Annotated in this window: 11 protein-coding genes; 6 read left to right on the top strand and 5 right to left on the bottom strand. The window is 70.7% G+C overall.

Features of this window, described 5'->3' with window-relative positions; all coding sequences use genetic code 11:
- Positions 1 to 59: 59 nt before the first annotated feature.
- The gene (locus ADK41_RS14200; RefSeq protein WP_234318865.1) at positions 60 to 2,003 is read left to right on the top strand and encodes a tetratricopeptide repeat protein; all 1,944 of its coding nucleotides are present in this window, start codon (positions 60 to 62) and stop codon (positions 2,001 to 2,003) included.
- A gap of 227 nt (positions 2,004 to 2,230) precedes the next feature.
- Here the strand turns inward: ADK41_RS14200 and ADK41_RS14195 are convergent, their stop codons facing one another.
- Positions 2,231 to 2,503, bottom strand: a complete 273-nt coding sequence (locus ADK41_RS14195; RefSeq protein WP_051843232.1) for a hypothetical protein — start codon at positions 2,501 to 2,503, stop codon at positions 2,231 to 2,233.
- 837 nt (positions 2,504 to 3,340) lie between these two features.
- Here ADK41_RS14195 and ADK41_RS14190 point away from each other — a divergent pair.
- Positions 3,341 to 4,003, top strand: coding sequence for an XRE family transcriptional regulator (locus ADK41_RS14190; RefSeq protein WP_324604897.1), 663 nt, complete (start codon positions 3,341 to 3,343; stop codon positions 4,001 to 4,003).
- Positions 4,004 to 4,082: 79 nt separating this feature from the next.
- On the opposite strand, the gene ADK41_RS14185 is transcribed toward ADK41_RS14190, so the two are convergent.
- Positions 4,083 to 6,386, bottom strand: coding sequence for a peptidoglycan recognition protein family protein (locus tag ADK41_RS14185; protein WP_030829032.1), 2,304 nt, complete (start codon positions 6,384 to 6,386; stop codon positions 4,083 to 4,085).
- A 318-nt stretch (positions 6,387 to 6,704) separates the two neighbouring features.
- Between ADK41_RS14185 and ADK41_RS14180 the strand changes: the two genes are divergently transcribed.
- Positions 6,705 to 13,436 carry a polymorphic toxin-type HINT domain-containing protein gene (locus ADK41_RS14180; RefSeq protein ID WP_078662011.1) on the top strand — a complete coding sequence of 2,244 codons (6,732 nt, stop codon included), beginning with the start codon at positions 6,705 to 6,707 and terminating at the stop codon, positions 13,434 to 13,436.
- 89 nt (positions 13,437 to 13,525) lie between these two features.
- Here the strand turns inward: ADK41_RS14180 and ADK41_RS14175 are convergent, their stop codons facing one another.
- The 3 genes from ADK41_RS14175 to ADK41_RS14165 form a co-directional block, all read right to left on the bottom strand.
- Positions 13,526 to 13,906 (bottom strand): hypothetical protein, encoded by a 381-nt coding sequence (locus ADK41_RS14175; protein WP_030829027.1) that lies wholly within the window; start codon positions 13,904 to 13,906, stop codon positions 13,526 to 13,528.
- 235 nt (positions 13,907 to 14,141) lie between these two features.
- Positions 14,142 to 14,987, bottom strand: a complete 846-nt coding sequence (locus tag ADK41_RS14170) for an endo alpha-1,4 polygalactosaminidase (protein ID WP_030829025.1) — start codon at positions 14,985 to 14,987, stop codon at positions 14,142 to 14,144.
- Positions 14,988 to 15,547: 560 nt separating this feature from the next.
- On the bottom strand, positions 15,548 to 16,573 hold the full coding sequence (locus tag ADK41_RS14165; protein ID WP_030829023.1) for an ATP-dependent 6-phosphofructokinase: 1,026 nt from the start codon (positions 16,571 to 16,573) through the stop codon (positions 15,548 to 15,550).
- A 201-nt stretch (positions 16,574 to 16,774) separates the two neighbouring features.
- Here ADK41_RS14165 and pta point away from each other — a divergent pair, with 201 nt between their 5' ends.
- The 3 genes from pta to pyk all read left to right on the top strand — a co-directional run bounded on the left by pta (position 16,775) and on the right by pyk (position 21,646).
- A complete protein-coding gene (pta, locus tag ADK41_RS14160) occupies positions 16,775 to 18,883 on the top strand; it encodes a phosphate acetyltransferase (protein WP_030829021.1) in 2,109 nt (702 codons plus the stop codon).
- 41 nt (positions 18,884 to 18,924) lie between these two features.
- Positions 18,925 to 20,145 carry an acetate kinase gene (locus tag ADK41_RS14155; RefSeq protein ID WP_030829019.1) on the top strand — a complete coding sequence of 407 codons (1,221 nt, stop codon included), beginning with the start codon at positions 18,925 to 18,927 and terminating at the stop codon, positions 20,143 to 20,145.
- A 73-nt stretch (positions 20,146 to 20,218) separates the two neighbouring features.
- Positions 20,219 to 21,646, top strand: a complete 1,428-nt coding sequence (gene pyk, locus ADK41_RS14150; protein WP_030829016.1) for a pyruvate kinase — start codon at positions 20,219 to 20,221, stop codon at positions 21,644 to 21,646.
- Positions 21,647 to 21,700 lie beyond the last annotated feature (54 nt).

The following is a 21,700-nucleotide window of genomic DNA, read 5'->3' as shown; positions in this document are numbered from 1 at the left end:
CGGCGGAGCTGGACCGCCTGCTCCCGCACCTCTCCCCCAGTGAGGACGACACGGCCGCACTGCCGCTCCTCGTCTTCGCCGTCACGGGGATGGGCGGCATCGGCAAGACCGCACTGGCGGTGGAGGCGGCGCACCGGGCCCGTGCGCGGGGCTGGTTCCCTGGCGGGACGCTCTTCGTGGACCTGCGCGGGTACGACGACGATCCGGTCACGGCTGACCAGGCGGTCCTGGCGCTGCTCGACGCGCTCGGCGTACGGGACGGGGACCTGCCGCCGACGGCGGACCGCCGGTACGACACGTACCGCGCGCTCCTCGCCGAGCGACGGGACAGGATGTTGCTGATCCTGGACAACGCCTCGGATCCCGCCCAGTACCTGCCGCTCCTGCCCGGCACGGACCACCACCGGGTGCTCATCACCTCCCGGGACCGCCCCGACTCCCTTCCGGTACGCCTGATCGACCTGGAAACACTCGCCCCGGACGACTCCGTCGCCCTCGTGACCCGCGCCCTGCACGACACCGACGAACGGGACGGACGCCCGGCGCGTGAACCCGGCGCGCTGCGCGAACTGACTCACCTTTGCGGTCATTTGCCCCTGGCCCTCCAGATCGCAGCGGGGATGCTGCGTCGGCGTCGCCACCGGGACATCGCCTCTCTGGTGGCCGAGATCCGGGACGCGGGGGACCCGGCCACCGTCCTCGACCGTGGCAGCCCCGGAACGGACCTGTATGGACGCTCCCTGGTCCTGCGTCCCGTGCTGGAGGCTTCGTACCGTCGGCTGCCGCCCGACCAGGCCCGGCTGTTACGCCTGCTCTGCCTCGCACCAGGCGCGGAGACCGGGACGGAGGCGATCGCCGCCCTCGCCGATCTCGACACGAAGTTCGTGGTGTCGCTCCTGGAGGACCTGGCCGCCAGGTACCTCGTCACGCCGGTGCGGAGCGACAACGGGACGGCTTTCGCCATGCGGTGGCGGTTGCACGACTTGGTGCGGGTGTTCGGGGCGGGTGTGGTGGCGGGGGATGCAGGGTTGCGGGAGGAGGGGGAGGCGGCGCGGGAGCGGGTGCTGGAGTTATACGCGCGGTGGGTGGAAGCGGCTGATGGCCGGTTGCGGTGGCTGCCGGGGAAGAGGGAGCCGGAGCGGTTCGGTGACCGAGGACAGGCGTTGGCGTGGCTGGATGCGGAGCGGTCCGGTCTGGTCGCGGCGGTGGAGTGGGGGCGGGAGGAGCGGTTCGCGGGTGCGGTAGTGCGCCTGGCCTTGTGCCTGGCCGAGTACCTGATCTGGCGGCGGTATTTCGACGACTGGATCGCCGTCGCAGAAGCTGCGCGGGAGGCCGCCCGCCGGTCCGAGAACCGACTGGGCGAGGCCAACGCGTGGGGCAACCTGGGCAGCGCCCTACAGGAGACCGGACGGACGGGAGAGGCGATCGACGCCCATACCCGCGCCCGCGACCTGTTCCAAGCCGTCGGAAACCGCCGCGGCGAGGCCCTCGCATGGAACAACCTCGGCCTCGCCCTGCAGTACGCCGACCGAGCAGAGGACGCGATCGACGCTCACACCCGCGCCCGCGACCTGTACCAGGCCGGCAGGAACCGCCACCTTGAGGCCATTGCGTGGAACAACCTCGGCCTCGCCCTGAGGACGGCAGGCAGGGCGGGGGAGGCGATCGACGCCCACACTCGCGCCCGCGACCTGTTCCAAGCCGTCGGGAACCGCCACCGCGAGGCCATTGCGTGGAACAACCTCGGCCTCGCCCTGGTGCAGACGGGCCGGATGGAGGAGGCGATCGAGGCGTACGGTAAGTGCCTGAAAATCTACTGGGAGTTCGAAGACTCGTACGGTGCGGGGCAGACCCTCAGTAACCTAGCCCTCGCCCACGAGGCCGCCCGTCGCCCCGTCGAAGCCCGCACCGCCTGGCTCCGGTCCGCTGACGCCTACACCCGCGCCAACGCCCCTGCCGAAGCTGTCCAAGCCTGCGCCCGGGCCGACGAGCAAACGGAATAGCTCTCCCCCGGACCCACCCCCGCATACCTCCGGGTGTACTCGGCCGCGCTGAAGAACTGGTCACACACCGCATATGGAGGAGCGGCCCCCGACCGCGGAAGAGGTACCCGCAGTCGGGGGCATTACCCGTCCCGTCGGGGGAAGCCGGACGGGGGTCACACGTTGCTGCCCTTGTGCCTCACAGTGCCCGGGAAACGGCAGCCGTCCGGTGTGGTGCAGGGGCGCACTCAGGCGCCTCGGGCGTCAAGCTCCCGGTAGGGGTTGCCCTCCGCCGGAGTCACCCGCCAATAGGTCTCGACCATGGCCTTGTACTGCCGATGGGCCGGATTCAGGCCCGTGTGTTTCAGCGCCCAGATCTCCACATGCTCAGGGGAGTCGTCCGACGCCGGCGCCTCTGCCCCGCACGTCATGCACAGGGCGGAATAGACGGCCTGCGGATCACCCTCGCCGGCTTCCGGCCCCAGTGCCCATTCAGCCGCTTTGCCGATCGAACGCGTCACGCTTCCCCCCGGCTCCGCCTGTTCACTTCCGCTACCCGGGCGCGCAGCCTCGCATCCGTCCTCGTCCGGCAACGTGGGCAGGCGCAGGGCGGGAACCTGTCGAAGAGTTCCGGTACGTCGGCAGGCTTGACGGTCCACAACGGCCGTACCTGGGTGCGGACACCTGTCCGCGGGTTGATCCGGTAGACCTCAATGGTCATCGTCACCGGGCATCCCCCCAGGAATTCACCCAGGGCCCCGCCCATGCCTGAGCGCCCGTACGGTTGGTCCTGGGCGAGGCGCCCAGATGTGCCACGTAGGGTCGGACGAGCGCGCCTGTCGGCTCCCAGGCTTCTTCCGCCTCCCCATCGCGGAGCAGCCGCGTCCGCGGAGACGTCGGGCACCCCTTCGTACGAAGCCGGTGCACAGTGACCAGCCGGGCACCAAAAACACATGGTGCTGGAGGGAACTGCACCCTTCGAGGTGCTACGGCGGTCGCTGCGTGCCGACTGTGCCTGCCAGGGGTACGCGGTCCGAACAGGACCGCCCTCAGCCAGTCGAGCAGCTGCGTGATAAGCATGGGTTGTCGACGCTCCTCGTAAGCGTTGGCCACGACCTGGGGCCGTTCGCGCGGTCGCCGGGGTCCTTGCGTCTCACCAGGCTGACGCACCCTCAAGGAGCTTTCGGTGCAGTTCCGACGACGCTTGGGACGTTTCAGCGGTAGCGTGAAAAAACGCCCAAAAGTCCTCGGGGGAAGTATTGAACAGCGCACTGAGATCGGCTATGCGGTCGGCCAACCTGTCGCCCAGGCAGTTGGCGGTACGGGTAGGCGTCTCCGACAAGACAGTGGAACGGTGGGTGGCGGACGCTGAATTGATCCCGCACGCCAGAAACCGGGAAGACGCCTGCAGAACGCTGGGAGTTGACGAAGAGATGCTGTGGCCGAAAGCGGTGAAGGACCGAATCAAGTCCGGTGGGGACCGCGAGATCATCCATTCCTACCCCTACCGGTCCTCCTGTCCCTCGACGGTCTGGGCCGAACTCGTCGAGAAGTCCACGACGGACATCCTCTTCGCGGGGTACACGAACTACTTCCTCTGGATCGACCAGCCCGCGTTCGTGTCGACCCTGCGCCGGAAACTCGACGGTGGGTGCCGCGTGCGTTTCCTACTGGGCGACCCTGACGGCGAGACAACGCGCAACCGCGAGCAGATCGAAGACGTGGCCCTCACCGTTTCCACGCGCATCCGGATCACTCTTGAGCACCTGGGCAAACTCGGTACGCACGAGGGTCTGGAAGCACGTTTCTCCGCGGCGAGCGACGCGACCAGTCACGTCTCACTGTCGGTCTTCCGTTTCGACGACGAGGCGCTCGTCACGCCTCATCTGGCCCGCCTGGTCGGGCACGACTCGCCTCTGCTGCACCTGCGGAAGCTCGGCGGCACCGGAATGTTCGCCCGGTTCACCGACCATGCCGAAGAGTTGTGGTCGAGAGGAATCCCGATGGGTTCTCAGGGCTAGGGCGCAGAACGGCCCGGGGCCGACCGCGTGTGCGCGGTCGGCCCCGGGCCGTCGTGGTCCGCCGAGGGCGGAGGGGCCGCTACTTGAGGTAGACGATGCCGTCCGTGGTGATGGCCGGACGGCCGCTCGTGCCGACGACCACGATCTTGATCGTGTGCTTGGCGCTGCCGCTCCAGGTCTTGGTCCAGATCGCGTCACGGTACTTGGTGGTGGAGGACTTCAGGTCCACGGTGGCGGTCTTCTTGCCGTCCACGTAGATGTGGGCCTGGCCGGAGGTGGTGGCGCGGGAGACGGTCCAGGCGACGGAGCGGCCGGTGAAGGTCCAGCTCAGTGAGGCGTTCTTGGAGGAGCTGGAGTACGACTTGCCACCGAGGTAGCTGGAGGAGGACTTGGTCGTCCACGTCCCGGACTTGGTGGCGGAGCTCTCCTGGAGGATGACCGGGGTGCCGGCGACCGAGGCGGTGGCGGTGTTGCCGGCCCGGTCGTAGGCCTTCATCGACCAGGTGGTGGCGGCACCGGACTTGGCGGTGTGGCCGGCGCTGGTGGTCGTGGGCCCGTAGGTCTTGGCGGTCGGGGCGGTGAGCCGGACCTCCTTCAGCGCGACGCCGTCGGTGGCCTTCCACTTCAGCGTCAGCGGGACGGCGGCGGTGTTGACGGTGCCGGTGCGCAGGGCCAGGTTCGGCTTGGTGGTGAAGGCGGGGGCGGTGGTCTCGGCGACGACGGTCGCGGCCGCCGTGGTGGTCGTCCTGCCGGACTGGTGGACGGCGCGGACGGCCACCTGGTGGGTGCCGGCGGTCAGGGTGGCCTTGGCGGAGGCGGCGGTGCCGGCGGTGGTGGCCACGGTCTTGCCGTCCACCAGGAGTTCGTACTTCGCGATGAGCGCGGCCGGGGTGGTGGCCGACCAGTTCACGGTGACGGCGGCCTTGGTGTAGGTGGTGGCGCCGGAGGTGCTGTTGCCGGTGACGGACTTCAGGGTGAGGCCGGAGACCGGTCCGCCCGCCCAGGTGCGGACGGTGGCGAGCTTGTTGTAGAAGGCGTCGCCGGGGCACTGGGTGTTGTAGCCGTCGCGGTGACCGTGGATCGCGGGCAGGGTGAGTTGGTCGCCCTTGGCCCAGGTCTTCCCGGTGTAGCTGCGGCCGCTGTCGCCCGCGGTGAGGGTGGCGGTGGAGGTGGGGTCGACGCCGTACTGGCCGAGCTTCCACGCGGCGATCCGGGCGACGGAGGTCATGGCGGCCGTGGAGGGCGCGGTGGAGGTGTAGGTGCCCAGCACGGATATGCCGGTGGTCTCGCTGTTGAAGCCGTAGGCGTGGGCGCCCATCACCGGCCGGTCGACTCCGCCCTTGCGGCCCTCGTAGACCGTGCCGCACTTGTCGACCAGGAAGTTGTAGCCCAGGTCTTTCCAGCCCAGCTGCTTCACGTGGTACGCGTAGATGCCGCGCACCACGGCCGGGGCCTGCTCGCAGGTGTAGTCGTTGGACTCGGCGGTGTGGTGCACCACGACCGCCTTGATCTTCTCGTCGGGCAGATAGCCCGGCTCCTCCGGGCTGATCGACTCGTCCGCGCCCCAGGCGGCGCGGGAGGTGATCGGCGGGCGCGGCGCGGTGGACGGCGGCGCGGGCGGGACGCTCACCGAAGGGGTGGGGGAGGCGGTGGGCGAGGAGGTGTCCGGGGCGGACGGCGTGACGGGGACCGACGGCTCGGTCGTCGAGGGCTCCGGCGCCGAGGGCTCGGAGGGGGACGGCTCGGGCGGCGTCTCGGAGGCGGGGGTCTCCGTGAGGGTGGCGTCCGGCTGCGGCTCGGTACCGGTGCCGGTGTCCGGCTCGGTGGTCGAGGGGGTGGGCTCCTCGCTCTCCTCGGCCCCTTCGGCCACGTACGCCGCCGGTTCCAGCGCGGTGACCTCGCCGCTGCCGGGGTCGACCATGTCCAGGCGCAGGCCCTTCGGCAGCCTGGCCGAGTCCTTTCCGTCGACCCGTACCTCGACGCCGTCGGACGGACCCACCCAGGCCGGCTCGGTACCACCGCGCTCGGCACCGCTCTCCCCCTGGCCGCTGTCGCCGTCCAGGGTGAGCCACCGCGACCAGTTCCGCGTACCGGCGGACCGGGTGCGGACCTCGACCGTGCCGCCGACGCGGGCGGACGGGTCGGACCAGGTCACGCCGAGCATGCTGAACGGCCCGGTGTCCCGCTTGCCCAGGGCGGCGGAGGTCCCGTCCCCGGAGACCCTCAGCTCGGTGGTCTCCGCCTTGCTGGTGACGGGCCCCGGCGCACCGCCGGCGCGGGAGCCGCCGCCCTCCTGTCCCGTCATGGCCTGCAGGACGAGTGCCCCGGACAGGCCGGCCGCGACGACCGCGGACGCCTTCCAGAAATGCCGTGGTGTGCGCATGTCGGTTCGCGAGGTCCTTCTGCGTGAAGAGGGAGAACGGAGCGGGAAACCCGCCGCCCGGACGGGCGTCACGCAGGAGACTCACACGAAGGGGTGAAGGTTGTACGACAGCATTGACTCCCTGGGGCAAGAAGATCGGAAACCGGTCACGCACCGTAAAGGAACCGACACTCCAGCGTGACGAAGATCACTGCAACCCTCCGGCGGAACTGGTTCCACTTGCGGGCTTCTGTCGCGATTACCTCGTCTTTCTCCTCCCTATAGCTTCACAAAGGCATCACGGATGTGATGCAGATGAACTCAAAAGACCGAGGAATCATGACGGTTCACATACCCGCGCCCCACGAGCGCGGGCGGCCCTGGAGCGGGGGGAGCCTGCGGCACATCGCGGGAAGCCTCTCCCTGGTGCTGGCCTTAGGTTTGGTCAGCGGCGTCTCGACAGCGGCGGCGGCACCGGAGACCCCCCGCACGGCGGCGGACAAGCCGACGGTCACCCAGGCGGTGGACATCCCGTCCGCGCGCGTGGCCGCCCGTCTGTCCGGCAAGCGCGTCGAGGCCCTGTCCGAGCGCACCGAGACCTCCACCACCTGGGCGAACGAGGACGGTTCGCTCACCACCGAACTGACCGCCGGACCGATCCGCTTCGAGGACGGTGACACCGGCGAATGGCGCAAGGTCGACCTCGACCTGCGGCAGGACACGGACGGCTCGGTCGCGCCCGAGGCGCACCCGCGCGGCCTGCGGCTGGCGGGCAGGTCCGGGAAGCCGGCGGCCTCCCTGAAGGCCGCACGCGAGGCCGAGGCCGTCGACCTGGTCACCCTCGGCGAGGGCGACCGGCAGATCACCCTCCAGTGGAAGGGCGGGCTGCCCGAGCCCGAACTCGACGGCACCCGGGCCGTCTACCCCGAGGCCGTTCCCGACGCGGACGTCGTCGTGGAGGCCACCCGGACCGGTTTCGAGCAGTTCGTCGAGATCAAGAAGCGCCCCACCACGGACGGCTACACCTACACGCTGCCGTTGAAGGCCAAGGGCCTGAAGGCCAAGCAGCTCGCCGACGGCAGCGTCCGGTTCACCGACAAGAAGGGCAAGAAGCAGGCGGTCATGCCCGCGCCGGTGATGTGGGACTCCACCGTCGACGAGCGGTCCGGTGAGCACACCCGCCAGGCCGAGGTCGGCATGAAGGTGGTGCAGAAGGGCTCCTCCGTCGACCTGGTGATCACCCCCGACGCGAAGTTCCTCGCCGATCCGAAGACGAAGTACCCGGTGACGGTCGACCCCTCGACCTCCTCGCTGGGCAACGTCTTCGACACCTACGTCCAGCAGGGCACCACCGTCGACTGGTCCACCGACGTCGAACTGGACTTCGGCAACCCGGGCACCACCAACGCCGACGGCACCCCCCGAACAGCGCAGTCCTTCATCTCCTGGAACACCGCGCCGGTCCAGGACGCCCTGGTGCTGGACGCGAAGCTGAGCCTGTGGAACTTCCACTCCGGCAACAACCTGGACTGCAAGGCGTATCCGTGGGAGGTGTGGTCCTCCGGCGCCGCCTCCACCTCCAGCCGGTGGGCCAACCGTCCCGCCATGACGGCGAAGAAGGCCACCTCCACCGAGACCCGCGGCAACACCTCGTGCACCGCCCAGCCCGACGGCTGGATCAACGCCGACGTGACCACGCTGGTGCAGGAGTGGGCCTCGGCCAAGGCCACCCGCGGCCACATGGGCGTCCGCGCGAGCGACGAGAACGTGGTGGCACAGTGGAAGCGGGTCAACTCCGCCAACGCCGCCACCAACCCGCCCAAGCTGGTGGTGAACTACAACTACCGGCCGCGCACCGGCACCAAGCAGGAGGCCGGCCCGCCGTACTTCTCCTACGGCGGCGAGTACGTGGTGAACACCACCACGCCCACGCTGCGCGACACCTTCGTCGACGCCGACGGTGACAAGGTCAACGGCACCTTCCAGATCTTCGACAACGCCACCAACACCCAGGTCGGCGACGTCATCGTCTCCAAGTACGTGCCCTCCGGGCAGGTCGCCCCGGTGACCGTCCCGGCCGGTGTGCTGGCCAACGGCAGGACGTACAAGTTCCGCACCTCGCCCTACGACGGCAGCCACTACAACAACGGCTGGTCGGCCTGGAAGACCTTCCGCGTCGACACCACCGCGCCCTCCGCCCCCACCTCGATCACCTCCACGGACTACCCGTCCACCGCGTGGGTCAAGAACGCAGGGCAGGCCGGCACCTTCACCGTCATCCCCAACGGCACCGACCACAACTGGCTGGAGTGGTCGCTGGACGGCGTGACCTGGACCAAGGTCGCCACGGGCGGTTCCACCGCCGCCAAGGCCATCGGCATCACCCCGCCCAAGAACGGCACCCACACCCTTCAGGTGCGGCAGGTCGACAAGGCGGACAACAAGTCCGAGGCCGTCGACTACACCTTCCACGCGGGCCCGGGCGGCTTCGTCCGGCCCGACGAGGGCGAACGCACCGCCCGGCGCCTCCCGCTCGTCGCGGAGGCCGACGGGGCGAAGTACGACAAGGTGTCGTTCTCCTGGCGCCGCTCCGAAGCCGACCCGTGGGTGCGGATCCCCGCAGGCCACGTCACCTCGGCCGGCACCCCGCTGACCGCCTGGCCGGTCGCTCTCACGGCGGGCAGGAACGACCAACTGGTGTGGGACGCGACCACCACGGTCGACCCGGACGGCACCGTCCAGATCAAGGCCGACTTCACCGGACCCGGCAACGCGTCGGGCAGTACGGAGCCGCTGAGCGTGGTCGTCGACCGCACCGCCTCCGGTGCCGCGACCGACGAGATCGGCCCGGGCTCGCTGAACCTGCTGACCGGTGACTACACCCTGTCCGCCACCGACACCACGCACTTCGACCTGTCGGTGACCCGCACCGCGTCCTCCCGCAAGCCGGAGGCCGGGGCACAGCAGGCCGGTCAGGTGGCCATCTTCGGCAAGGAGTGGGTGTCGGGCACGGCCGCCGAGGCCACCGACTCCGACTACTCGCACCTGCAGCGGATCTCCGACACGGCCGTGGCCGTGGTGGACCTGGAGGGCGAGGAGATCTCCTTCACCGCGAACGCGGCGAAGACCGGCTGGATACCGGAGCCCGGGTCCGAGGAGCTGACCCTCACCGGCAGTGTGACCGGCAGCTTCACCCTCTCCGACACCGAGGGCACGGTCACGCAGTTCACCAAGCCGGGTCCGGCCGCGACGTCCTGGCAGGTGTCCAGCGCGCTGATGGACGGCCTGGCCCAGACCACGACGACCGTGGTCTCCGAGACCGTGACGGTGGACGGCAAGACGCTGGCCCGCCCCAAGCGCGTCATCGCGCCGACGTCGGCCGCGTCCGCCGCGACGTGCACGGCCACGCCGGCCACGAAGGGCTGCCGCGCACTGGAGTTCGTGTACGCGACGACCACTACGGCGAACGCCACCACGCCCGGTGACTTCACCGGCCAGGTGAAGGAGCTCCGTCTCTGGTCGACCGAGCCCGGTGCCGCCTCGGCGACCGCCAAGACCGTGCAGACCTACCGGTACGACGCCGCCGGCCGGCTCACCGAGACGTGGAACCCGCTGATCAGCCCCGCGCTGAAGACGCAGTACGGCTATGACACCGCGGGCCGTGTCACCCGGGTCACCCCGCCCGGTCAGCTGCCGTGGACGTTCACCTACGGCAAGGCCGGCTCCAGCAGCGCGGCCGGTGACGGCATGCTGCTGAAGGCGTCGCGGCCCGCACTGCGGCAGGGCACCCTCGACGTGGTCGAGGGGGACGCCGCCACCGGCGTCGTCTACGACGTGCCGCTGACCGGCACCGCCGCCCCCTACAAGATGGGCGCCACCGATGTGAAGGCGTGGGGCCAGACGGACGCGCCGACCGACGCGACCGCCGTGTTCCCCGCCGACGCCGTCCCGGCGTCGAACGCGGGCGGCTCCCTGACCGCCACGTCCTACAAGCGCGCGGACGTCACCTACATGGGCGCCTCGGGCCGTGCGGTGAACTCCGTCGTTCCCGGCGGGCACATCACGACGACCGAGTACGACCGCTTCGGCAACACCGTCCGTGAGCTGACGGCGGCCAACCGGGCCGTGGCGCTCGGCACGACCGCCGCGGACCGTACCGCGCAGGCCGAGCTGGGCATCACCTCGCTGGCCCCGTCCGAGCGCGCCGGCCTGCTCGCCACCAAGTCCGTCTACAACGACAACGGCACCCGGGAGCTGGAGGAGTTCGGCCCGCTGCGGCGCGTCGACCTCACCGCGGACCTGAAGTCCGGCACGACCACCCTGGTGGGGGCCGGCTCGCCCGTCACGGCCCGGAGCTGGACGGTCAACGAGTACGACGCGGGCCGGCCGACCGACGGCACCGCCACGGTGAAGGACCAGGTCACCCGGGTCACCACCGGCGCCCAGGTCCGTGAGCACCCCGGCGTGCACGGAGAGACCCGGGTTGTGCAGACCGTGTACGACTGGGCCAAGGGCCTGCCGGTGAAGTCGATCCAGGACCCGGCCGGCCTGGCGATCACCACCACGACCGAGTACGACGCGCTGGGCCGTGTGGTCAAGACGTACAACACGGGCAGCACAGGCGCCGACGCGGGCACCGTGGTGACCACGTACTGGTCCGCGACCGGCACCGGCGCGTGCGCCGGCCGCCCGGAGTGGGCCGACCTGGTGTGCTCCACCGGACCCGGTGGCGCCATCACCGGCGGCGGCGGCAACCCGACGCAACTGCCCACCACGGAAACCCAGTACGACTGGTGGGGCAACGCCACGGTCGGCACCGACACCGCCAACGGCGTCACGCGGACCACGACCACCAGCTACGACGCGGCGGGGCGCCCCGAGACCGTGAAGGTCACCGGCGGCGTCGGCCAGGCCGTCCCGGAGACCACCACCGAGTACGACCCGGCCACCGGAGAGGAGATCCGCACGACGTCGCCGACCGGCGGCGCCATCACCCGGGTCTACGACAAGCTCGGCAGAATCGCCTCGTACACGGACGCCGACGGCGGCAGGACCACGACCGAGTACGACCTGCTGGACCGCCCGGTCAAGGTCGGCGACACCGTTCCGTCCACCGTCACCTTCAGCTACGACCACACCGTCGAACCGCGTGGCCTGGCCACGAAGACGACGGACTCGGTCGCGGGTGTCTTCCAGGCGACCTATGACGCGGACGGCTCGGTCGCCACGGAGAAGCTGCCCGGCGGCTACACCCTCACCCAGACCGAGGACACCACCGGCGCTCCGGTCGACCGCACCTACACCCGTGACAGCGACGGCACCGTGGTGATGTCCGACGCGGTCACCGAGTCCGTGCAGGGCCAGACGACCGGCCACGCCGGCTGGTCGGACCAGACCTACCGCTACGACGCCGTCGGCCGCCTCGTCCAGGTCGACGACACGGTGGAGACGGTCTGCACCCGGCGCACCTACGGGTTCGACAAGCACGCCAACCGCACGTCCCTGACCACGGCCGCCTCGGCGCCCGGCGCGGACTGCCCGACCACCGGAGGAACCAGCAGGACCTCGACGTTCGACAGCGCCGACCGCATCACCGACGCCGGCTACGGCTACGACGCGTTCGGCCGCACCAGCTCCCTGCCGGGCGGCGTGAGCGTCGGCTACTACACCAACGACCTCGCCTATCAGCAGACCAGCGGCACCAAGCGGCAGACCTGGTCCCTCGACGCCGCACTGCGCTTCCGCGCGTGGACGGTGGAGACCAGCAACGGCGGGACCTGGTCGCCGACCGAGAACAAGCTCAACCACTACGACGGCGACAACGACAACCCGCGCTGGATCGTCGAGAACACCGCCACCGGCACCCTGACCCGCAACGTGGACTCCTTGTCCGGGAACCTCGGCGCGGTCACCAGCGCGACCGGCGACACGGTGCTCCAGTTCACCGACATCCACGGCGACGTGGCGCTCCAGCTCCCGCTCAACGCGGGCGAGGCGCCGATCGTCCTCGACACCGACGAGTACGGCAACCCGCGCGACAAGCAGCAGGCCGTGCGCTACGGCTGGCTGGGCGGAAAGCAGCGCTCCAGCGAGACGGTGGCCGGCTACACCCTCATGGGCGTACGCCAGTACAACCCCGCCACCGGCCGCTTCCTGTCGGTCGACCCCCAGCGCGGCGGCAACGCCAACGCCTACGAGTACTGCTCCGCCGACCCGGTCAACTGCTTCGACCTCGACGGCAAGTGGGGCTGGAAGAAGATCTTCAAGAAGGCCAAGCGCTGGGCCTGGCGCAACAAGTGGGACATCGCGCTCACCGCGGCCGGCTTCGTCCCCGGCCTCGGTGCCGCCGCCTGGGGCTACCGCGCCTACCGTGGCTACCGCGCCCTGCGGGCGGCCCGCACCATCGCCCGCAGCTGCCGCCGGAACTCCTTCCTGCCCCAGACCCCGGTCGTCATGGCCGACGGCAACACCAAGCCGATCAGCCAGGTGGAGGTCGGCGACCTGGTCCGGGCGGTGGACGAGACCACCGGTGAGACCACGGTCTCCCCGGTCTCCGACGTGATCACCGGTCACGGCACCAAGGATCTCGTCACCCTGTCCGTGGACGCGGACGGCGACGGCAGGTCGAAGAAGATCACCGCGACCGCCAACCACCCGTTCTTCGTCCAGGGCCGCGGCTGGGTCGACGCGGTCCGGCTGACGCCGGGCTCGCGCCTGTCGAACCCGAGCGGGATCGCGCCGGAGGTCACGGCCACCAACCGCACGCAGGCGGTCCGCACCGTCTTCAACCTGACCGTCGCCGGCAGCCACACCTACTTCGTGGTCACCGACGGCCGGTCGGCGCTGGTCCACAACTGCGCCCGGTACATCCCCAAGAAGCGCAACGTACTGAACTGGTGGCACCCCACCCGGTTCAGCAGCAAGGCCGCCGCGGTCCGCCACGCCAAGCAGGTGGCGCGGACCGGAGGCCGCTGCCGGTACCGGGGCCCGTGCGGCTCCGGCAACCACGTGCACGTCGACTTCATCAACCGGTTCGGACGGATCTTCCGCACGAACCACTACCGCTGGTGAACCCCGCGGCCGGGAAACGGGAGAGGTGACATGATCCTCGGGGCGGTCAGGACTTCCTGACCGCCCCGGCTCGTGCCCTCACCACCGCGTCAGCAGAATTCCTCGACGTACAGCAGGACCCGGCCGTCCCCGGAGCGGAAGTCGAACGCCCGGAACCGCCCCGATTCGGGCGTGTCCAGCCCTTCCTTGATCAGGGCCCAGGCCTCCTCACGCCCGTCGGCCGGCACGGGCCGCAGCACCTCTCCGGCACCCTCCCCGATGATCATCTCGTCCGCGCCCCTCACCAGCCGCCTGGTCAGCCGAGCGTCCAGCGGTCCCCTGTTCTTCGTCCACAGACGGCCCTGCCGGTCGACGAGTTCACCCGCGCTCGCGGGGGAGAGCCGGCCGGCGGCCGGATCGGTCCCCTCCTCGGGCTCCACGGAGGCCATCACCTCGGCGAAACTCTTGTCGGACGTTCGCTTCTTCGCCATGCGTCCAGTCTGACAGTCGCACCGCCCGCCGGCGGCCCGAATCCGTCGTCGGCACCCGCCCGCCGGAGCCACGCCCGGCCCGCGTGCCGGTGGAGTCGTGCGGCCGGACGCGCTTCACCCCGACGAGCACACACGGCGCGGACGGGACACTGCTCGACCGGGTGCACCGGGATCCCGCGCATCGCCCTCGCCCCCGCAGGGCCGGTCCGACGACTTGCCGCCCCCGTCGCGCTCCTCATCCGTCCGCGCAGGTCTCCCGTACGTAGCCGGGACTCCCCTTCGTCACGAGGTCCAGGTCACGGCGGACGACGCCGATGTCGTCGCCCCAGCCGTCGCAGGCCGCTCGCAGCCCTCGCTCGCTGTACTCGACGACCACGACGTGGGGGCCGAACGCGCTGACGTAGTCACCGCACTCCTCGTACATCCCGCACTCCTCCACCACGGCGAAGTCGAGACCCACCTCCTTGCGCGCCGGGGCCAGTTCGGCGGTGTTCTTCTGGCCGATGGCCAGGCCCTTCTCATGCGCGTGCGAGGCGAGCAGCGTGAGGAAGGCCTTGGCGTCGTCCGCGCTCAGCAGGTTGCCCGGGGCCCGCGTGTAGCTGTCGTAGTTGTCGGGCTCGACGGCCTGGAACCCCTTGGACGCGCACTGGTCGATCCAGCCGTTCACCTTCTCGGCGATCCGTTCACGCTTGGCGGCGGTGCCGATGTCGAGCATCGCCTCGCCCCACTCCTCGTCCATGACCACTGTGCCGGCGCCGTCGCGCAACAGGAGGTCGGGGTCCCAGCTCTTGTCCTCCCCGGGCTGGGCCTGGAAGGCGTTGACGTAGCAGATGTTGTAGGCGTCGGGCGCGGGGGACGCCGTGTGGTCGCGGGCAACGATGTCCACCCCGTCCGGCGGTGTGTAGGCGCCGCCGAGCTGGTAGTCGAATCCGGCGTGCACAGGCGGCAGGACGGGCCTGCCCGCGCCCTGGCCGTCGCCGGGGGTGCCGCCCGTGCACGCCGTGACCAGGAAGGGGAGGAGAACGGCCGCTACCGCGAGCGGCGACGGGAGGCGGCGGGCGGGGGGCCGGCTGGTGCGCATGGCTGACGGGCTCCGTGGGGGAACACTCCCGCCCCGGACCTGGCGGCGGAATGGCGACTCGGGGGCGGGCTTGCCGTGGTGGAGCGGTTCCACCGGCTGGGCGTGTCCGTGGGCCAAAGGCTCGCCGGCAGCCACTCGGAAAGCTAGACGATCACGAAACCGCACGTCCAGCCGGGTGCCCGGACACCGGCAGCCGCCGGGGCCGGTTCGTGTCCGTCGGGAGTCCACAGCGGCACGCGGGTCTCGGCGCCCGGTCCTGGACACGGGTGGTGCGGATGCGGAGCCGCTCCACCTCGACGAGCCCCGGCGGTGACGGGGCCGCGGTACCCGTCCCGTTGCCGCGGGACGGCCGCTGCCCGGCCTCACCGGGTGCTCGCGTCCGGGCCGTTCCGAGGCCGGCGGCCAGGATCTGCGGGGGCATGCCCGGCCGCCCGTTTACCGGCAGGCACATGACATTCAGTCCGGCCGTCCCCCGGCCCCTTCCCCCATCACCACGACAAAGAGTCCGGCCCCGCCGCTTCACGCGGCGGGGCCGGAACCCCAGGATCCTCACGAGTCCTCTAGAAGACCGACTCCGCCTCGTCCATCCGGTCCCCCGGGACCGTCTTCAGTTCGGTGACCGCCTCCGCCAGCGGCACCATCACGATGTCGGTCCCCCGCAGCGACGTCATCCTGCCGAAGTCGCCCCGGTGCGCCGCCTCCACCGCGTGCCAGCCGAAGCGGGTGGCGAGGACGCGGTCGTACGCCGTCGGGGTGCCGCCGCGCTGGACGTGGCCGAGGATGACCGGCTTGGACTCCTTGCCGAGCCGGCGCTCCAGCTCGTACGCCAGGGCCGTGCCGATGCCCTGGAAGCGCTCGTGGCCGAACTTGTCGATCTCGCCCTTGCCGTAGTCCATGGTGCCCTCGGCCGGGTGTGCGCCCTCGGCGACGCAGATCACCGCGAACTTCTTGCCGCGGGCGAAGCGTTCCTCGACCATCTTGACCAACTGGGCCGGATCGAAAGGACGTTCGGGCAGGCAGATGCCGTGGGCGCCGGCGGCCATGCCGGACTCCAGGGCGATCCAGCCCGCGTGCCGGCCCATGACCTCGACGACCATCACGCGCTGGTGGGACTCGGCGGTGGTCTTGAGGCGGTCCATCGCCTCGGTCGCGACGCCGACCGCCGTGTCGAAGCCGAAGGTGCGGTCGGTGGAGGAGATGTCGTTGTCGATGGTCTTCGGGACGCCGACCACCGGCAGACCCGCGTCGGACAGCATGCGGGCCGCGGTGAGCGTGCCCTCGCCGCCGATCGGGATCAGCGCGTCGATGCCGAAGTCGCGGATCATGTCGGAGGCGTTCTCGCAGGCCTCGCGGAGGCGGTCGCGCTCCAGCCGGGAGGAGCCCAGTATGGTGCCGCCGCGGGCCAGGATGCCGCTGACCGCGTTGAGGTCGAGCGGGCGGTAGCGGCCGTCCAGCAGACCGGAGTAGCCGTCCTCGAAGCCGATGACCTCGTCGCCGTAGTTGTCGACCGCCCGGTGCACGACCGACCGGATCACTGCGTTCAGTCCAGGGCAGTCGCCGCCTGCGGTGAGTACTCCTATGCGCATCGTGCCGTGTCTCCTGGTCGCTGTCGATACCGGTGAGCCAGTCCCGATTGTTTCACGTCCCCCCGGGCGCCGCCGACGCCGTACGGGCGGGCGTCCTAGCCAGCGTCGGAGGTACTGTCAAGAGGGGCCCGCTCGCCTGGGTGGGCGATTTTTGTGGCCCCGCCGAAGACCCTTGCGGCCTCGACGAAACGGAGAGCGCGCGTGACCCGCAGCGTGTACGTGACCGGTATCGACCGCGGTGACGGCCGCCAGGTCGTCGAACTCGGGGTCATGGAGCTCCTGACCCGGCAGGTCGACCGGGTGGGCGTCTTCCGTCCCCTGGTGCACGACGGGCCCGACCGCCTCTTCGAACTGCTGCGGGCGCGGTACCGGCTCACGCAGGACCCCACGACCGTGTACGGCATGGACTACGAGGAGGCGTCCGCCCTCCAGGCCGAGCAGGGCACGGACGAGCTGGTGTCCACCCTCGTCGAGCGGTTCCACCGGGTGGCACGCGACTACGACGTGGTCCTGGTCCTCGGCACCGACTACGCCGACACCCAGTTCCCGGACGAGCTGAGCCTGAACGCCCGGCTCGCCAACGAGTTCGGCGCCTCGGTGATCCCGGTCGTCGGCGGCCGCAGGCAGACCGCCGAGTCGGTGCGCGCCGAGACCCGCAACGCCTACCGCGCCTACGACACCCTGGGCTGCGACGTGCTCGCCATGGTGGTCAACCGGGTCGCGGTCGAGGAACGGGACGAGATCGCCGAGCGGCTCGCCACCCGGCTGCCGGTGCCCTGCTACGTGCTGCCCGACGAGCCGGCGCTGTCCGCCCCGACCGTCTCCCAGATCGTCCACACCCTCGGCGCGAAGGTGGTGCTCGGCGACGACTCGGGGCTCGCCCGCGACGCCCTGGACTTCGTGTTCGGCGGCGCCATGCTGCCGAACCTCCTCGCCGCCCTGACCCCGGGCTGCCTGGTCGTCACGCCGGGCGACCGCGCCGACCTGGTCATCGGTTCGCTGGCCGCGCACAGCGCCGGCACCCCGCCGATAGCCGGGGTGCTGCTGACCCTGGACGAGGTGCCCGGCAAGCGCATCCTCACCCTCGCCGACCGTCTCGCGCCCGGCACGCCGGTGCTCTCGGTGCCGGGCAACAGCTTCCCCACCGCCGAGCAGCTGTTCTCCCTGGAGGGGAAGCTGAACGCGGCCACCCCGCGCAAGGCGGAGCGGGCGCTCGGCCTCTTCGAGCGGTACGCCGACACCGCGGACCTCACCAAGCGGGTCTCCGCGCCCAGCAGCGACCGCGTCACCCCGATGATGTTCGAGCACAAGCTGCTGGAGCAGGCCCGCTCGGACCTGCGCCGGGTCGTGCTCCCCGAGGGCGGCGAGGAGCGGGTGCTGCACGCGGCCGAGGTGCTGCTGCGCCGGGGCGTGTGCGAGCTGACGCTGCTCGGCGACGTGGACCAGATCCGCAAGAAGGCCGCCGACCTCGGCGTCGACCTCGGCGACAGCCGGCTGATCGACCCGGCCACCTCCGAGCTGCGCGACTCCTTCGCCGAGAAGTACGCGGCCCTGCGCGCCCACCGGGGCGTCACCGTGGAGCTGGCCTACGACGTCGTCTCCGACGTCAACTACTTCGGCACGCTGATGGTGGAGGAGGGGCTCGCCGACGGCATGGTGTCCGGTTCGGTGCACTCCACGGCGGCGACCATCCGGCCGGCCTTCGAGATCATCAAGACCAAGCCGGACGCGGACATCGTCTCCTCCGTCTTCTTCATGTGCCTGGCCGACAAGGTGCTGGTCTACGGCGACTGCGCGGTCAACCCCGACCCGGACGCCGAGCAGCTCGCCGACATCGCCCTGCAGTCGGCGGTCACGGCCGCGCGGTTCGGGGTGGAGCCGCGGATCGCGATGCTGTCGTACTCGACCGGTACGTCCGGCACGGGCGCCGACGTCGACAAGGTGCGCGCCGCCACCGAGCTGGTGCGCGCGCGCCGGCCCGAGCTGCGGGTCGAGGGGCCGATCCAGTACGACGCGGCCGTGGAGCCGTCGGTCGCGGCGACCAAGCTGCCGGGCTCGGAGGTGGCCGGCCAGGCGACCGTGCTGATCTTCCCCGACCTGAACACCGGCAACAACACCTACAAGGCCGTGCAGCGCTCGGCCGGCGCCATCGCCGTCGGGCCGGTGCTGCAGGGGCTGCGCAAGCCGGTCAACGACCTGTCCCGGGGCGCCCTGGTCCAGGACATCGTGAACACCGTCGCCATCACGGCGATCCAGGCCCAGTCCCCGGCCCCCTCCCCGGCCCCGAGCGAGAAGGCAGCCGCCCAGTGAGTTCCGCCCGCCCGTCTCCCGCCACCACCCCGTCCGACGAGCTGCGCTCGACCCCTCCCACTCGTGTCCTCGTCCTCAACTCCGGCTCCTCGTCGGTGAAGTACCAGCTGCTGGACATGCGCGACAGCAGCCGGCTGGCCGCCGGACTGGTCGAGCGGATCGGCGAGCGGACCTCCCTCGTGCGGCACACCCCGCTCGCGTCGGGCGGGGAGACCCGGGAGCGCACCGGGCAGGTCGTCGACCACGGAGCCGCCCTGAAGGCGATGGCCGAGGAGCTGGCCGTCGACGGTCTCGGCCTCGACTCCCCCGAGCTGGCCGCGATCGGCCACCGGGTGGTGCACGGCGGCAAGCGCTTCACCGAGCCGACGGTGATCGACGACCGGGTGCTGGCGGAGGTCGAGCGGCTGATCCCGGTGGCGCCGCTGCACAACCCGGCCAACCTCACCGGCATCCGCACCGCCATGGCGCTGCGCCCGGACCTGCCGCAGGTCGCCGTCTTCGACACCGCCTTCCACACCACGATGCCGGAGTCGGCGGCCCGCTACGCGATCGACGTCGAGACCGCCGACGCGCACCGCATCCGCCGCTACGGCTTCCACGGCACCTCGCACGCGTACGTCTCGCGGGAGACCGCGAAGCTGCTGGGGAAGGCGCCCGAGGAGGTGAACGTCATCGTGCTGCACCTGGGCAACGGCGCGTCCGCCTCGGCCGTGCGGGGCGGACGCTGCGTGGACACCTCCATGGGGCTGACACCCTTGGAGGGGCTCGTGATGGGTACGCGGTCCGGAGACATGGACCCGGCCGTCATCTTCCATTTGATGCGTGTTGGCGGAATGTCCGCCGACGAGATCGACACTCTCCTCAACAAGAAGAGCGGTCTGGTCGGTCTGTGCGGCGACAACGACATGCGGGAGATCCGGCGCCGGATCGACGAGGGCGACGAACGGGCGGAGCTCGCGTTCGACATCTACATTCACCGTCTGAAGAAGTACATCGGCGCCTATTACGCCGTTCTCGGGCGCGTGGACGCGGTGGTCTTCACCGCCGGGGTCGGCGAGAACGCCGCCCCGGTGCGGGAGGCGGCCGTGGCGGGCCTGGAAGGGCTGGGCCTGGCGGTGGACGGCGGGCGCAACGCCGTGCGCGGCGGCGGGCCCCGGCTGATCTCGCCCGAGGGCGCGCGGGTCGCGGTCGCGGTGGTGCCGACGGACGAGGAAATGGAGATCGCCCAGCAGACATACGCACTGGTCGGAAAGCACAACTGAGCAGACGGAGCCTCACTTGTATTTCCCGCCGGCCGGAATATTCCGCTGCGAAACAAACCGATAGGATCGCCCCATGCGCCGTTCGAAAATCGTCTGTACTCTCGGCCCCGCGGTCGACTCCCACGAGCAGCTTGTCGCCCTGATCGAAGCCGGCATGAACGTGGCCCGCTTCAACTTCAGCCACGGTTCGCACGCCGAGCACCAGGGCCGGTACGACCGGGTCCGTGCCGCCGCCAAGGAGACGGGCAGGGCCATCGGCGTCCTCGCCGACCTCCAGGGCCCGAAGATCCGCCTGGAGACCTTCGCCGAGGGGCCCGTCGAGCTGGTGCGCGGTGACGAGTTCACCATCACCACCGAGGACGTCCCGGGTGACAAGACGATCTGCGGCACGACCTACAAGGGCCTGCCGGGCGACGTCTCGCGCGGCGACCAGATCCTCATCAACGACGGCAACGTCGAGCTGAAGGTCCTGGACGTCGAGGGCCCGCGGGTGAAGTCGATCGTCATCGAGGGCGGCGTCATCTCCGACCACAAGGGCATCAACCTGCCCGGCACGGCGGTGAACGTCCCCGCGCTGTCCGAGAAGGACATCGAGGACCTGCGGTTCGCCCTGCGGATGGGCTGCGACCTGGTCGCGCTCTCCTTCGTCCGGGACGCCAAGGACGTCGCCGACGTCCACCGCGTGATGGACGAGGAGGGACGCCGCGTCCCGGTCATCGCCAAGGTGGAGAAGCCGCAGGCGGTGGAGAACATGGAGGGCGTCGTGGCGGCCTTCGACGCCGTCATGGTCGCGCGCGGCGACCTGGCCGTCGAGTACCCGCTCGAGAAGGTCCCCATGGTGCAGAAGCGCCTGATCGAGCTGTGCCGGCGCAACGCCAAGCCGGTGATCGTGGCGACCCAGATGATGGAGTCGATGATCACCAACTCGCGTCCGACCCGCGCCGAGGCCTCCGACGTGGCCAACGCGATCCTGGACGGCGCCGACGCGGTCATGCTGTCGGCCGAGTCGAGCGTGGGCGCGTACCCGATCGAGACCGTGCGGACGATGTCGAAGATCGTCCAGGCGGCCGAGCAGGAGCTGCTCTCCAAGGGCCTGCAGCCGCTGGTGCCGGGCAAGAAGCCGCGCACCCAGGGCGGTTCGGTGGCCCGCGCCGCCTGCGAGATCGCCGACTTCCTCGGCGGCAAGGGCCTGGTGGCCTTCACCCAGTCCGGTGACACGGCCCGGCGGCTGAGCCGCTACCGCGCCGCCCAGCCGATCCTGGCGTTCACCACGGACGAGTCGACCCGCAACCAGCTGGCGCTCAGCTGGGGCGTGGAGCCGTACGTCGCGCCGTTCGTGAACAGCACCGACGAGATGGTCGAGCTGGTGGAGCAGGAGCTGCTCAAGCTGCACCGCTTCAACGAGGGCGACACCGTGATCATCACGGCCGGCTCGCCCCCCGGCGTCCCCGGCACCACCAACATGGTCCGCGTCCACCACCTGGGCGAGGCGACCGGCTGACCGTAAGGATCCACCCGTACGGCACCGAGGGCGCCCCCTGTGACAGGGGGCGCC

The sequence above is a fragment of the Streptomyces caelestis genome, from assembly GCF_001279005.1.
Classification (GTDB): domain Bacteria; phylum Actinomycetota; class Actinomycetes; order Streptomycetales; family Streptomycetaceae; genus Streptomyces; species Streptomyces heliomycini.
Note: the sequence above shows the minus strand (reverse complement) of the source record. Positions and strands in the feature narration are given on the sequence as shown.

Bases quoted from the DNA above. Each gene is read 5' to 3' on its own strand.
- ADK41_RS14180 (WP_078662011.1), top strand. From the start codon at position 6,705: ATGACGGTTCACATACCCGCGCCCCACGAGCGCGGGCGGCCCTGGAGC.
- ADK41_RS14175 (WP_030829027.1), bottom strand. From the start codon at position 13,906: ATGGCGAAGAAGCGAACGTCCGACAAGAGTTTCGCCGAGGTGATGGCC.
- ADK41_RS14165 (WP_030829023.1), bottom strand. From the start codon at position 16,573: ATGCGCATAGGAGTACTCACCGCAGGCGGCGACTGCCCTGGACTGAAC.
- pyk (WP_030829016.1), top strand. From the start codon at position 20,219: ATGCGCCGTTCGAAAATCGTCTGTACTCTCGGCCCCGCGGTCGACTCC.
- ADK41_RS14185 (WP_030829032.1), bottom strand. From the start codon at position 6,386: ATGCGCACACCACGGCATTTCTGGAAGGCGTCCGCGGTCGTCGCGGCC.
- ADK41_RS14170 (WP_030829025.1), bottom strand. From the start codon at position 14,987: ATGCGCACCAGCCGGCCCCCCGCCCGCCGCCTCCCGTCGCCGCTCGCG.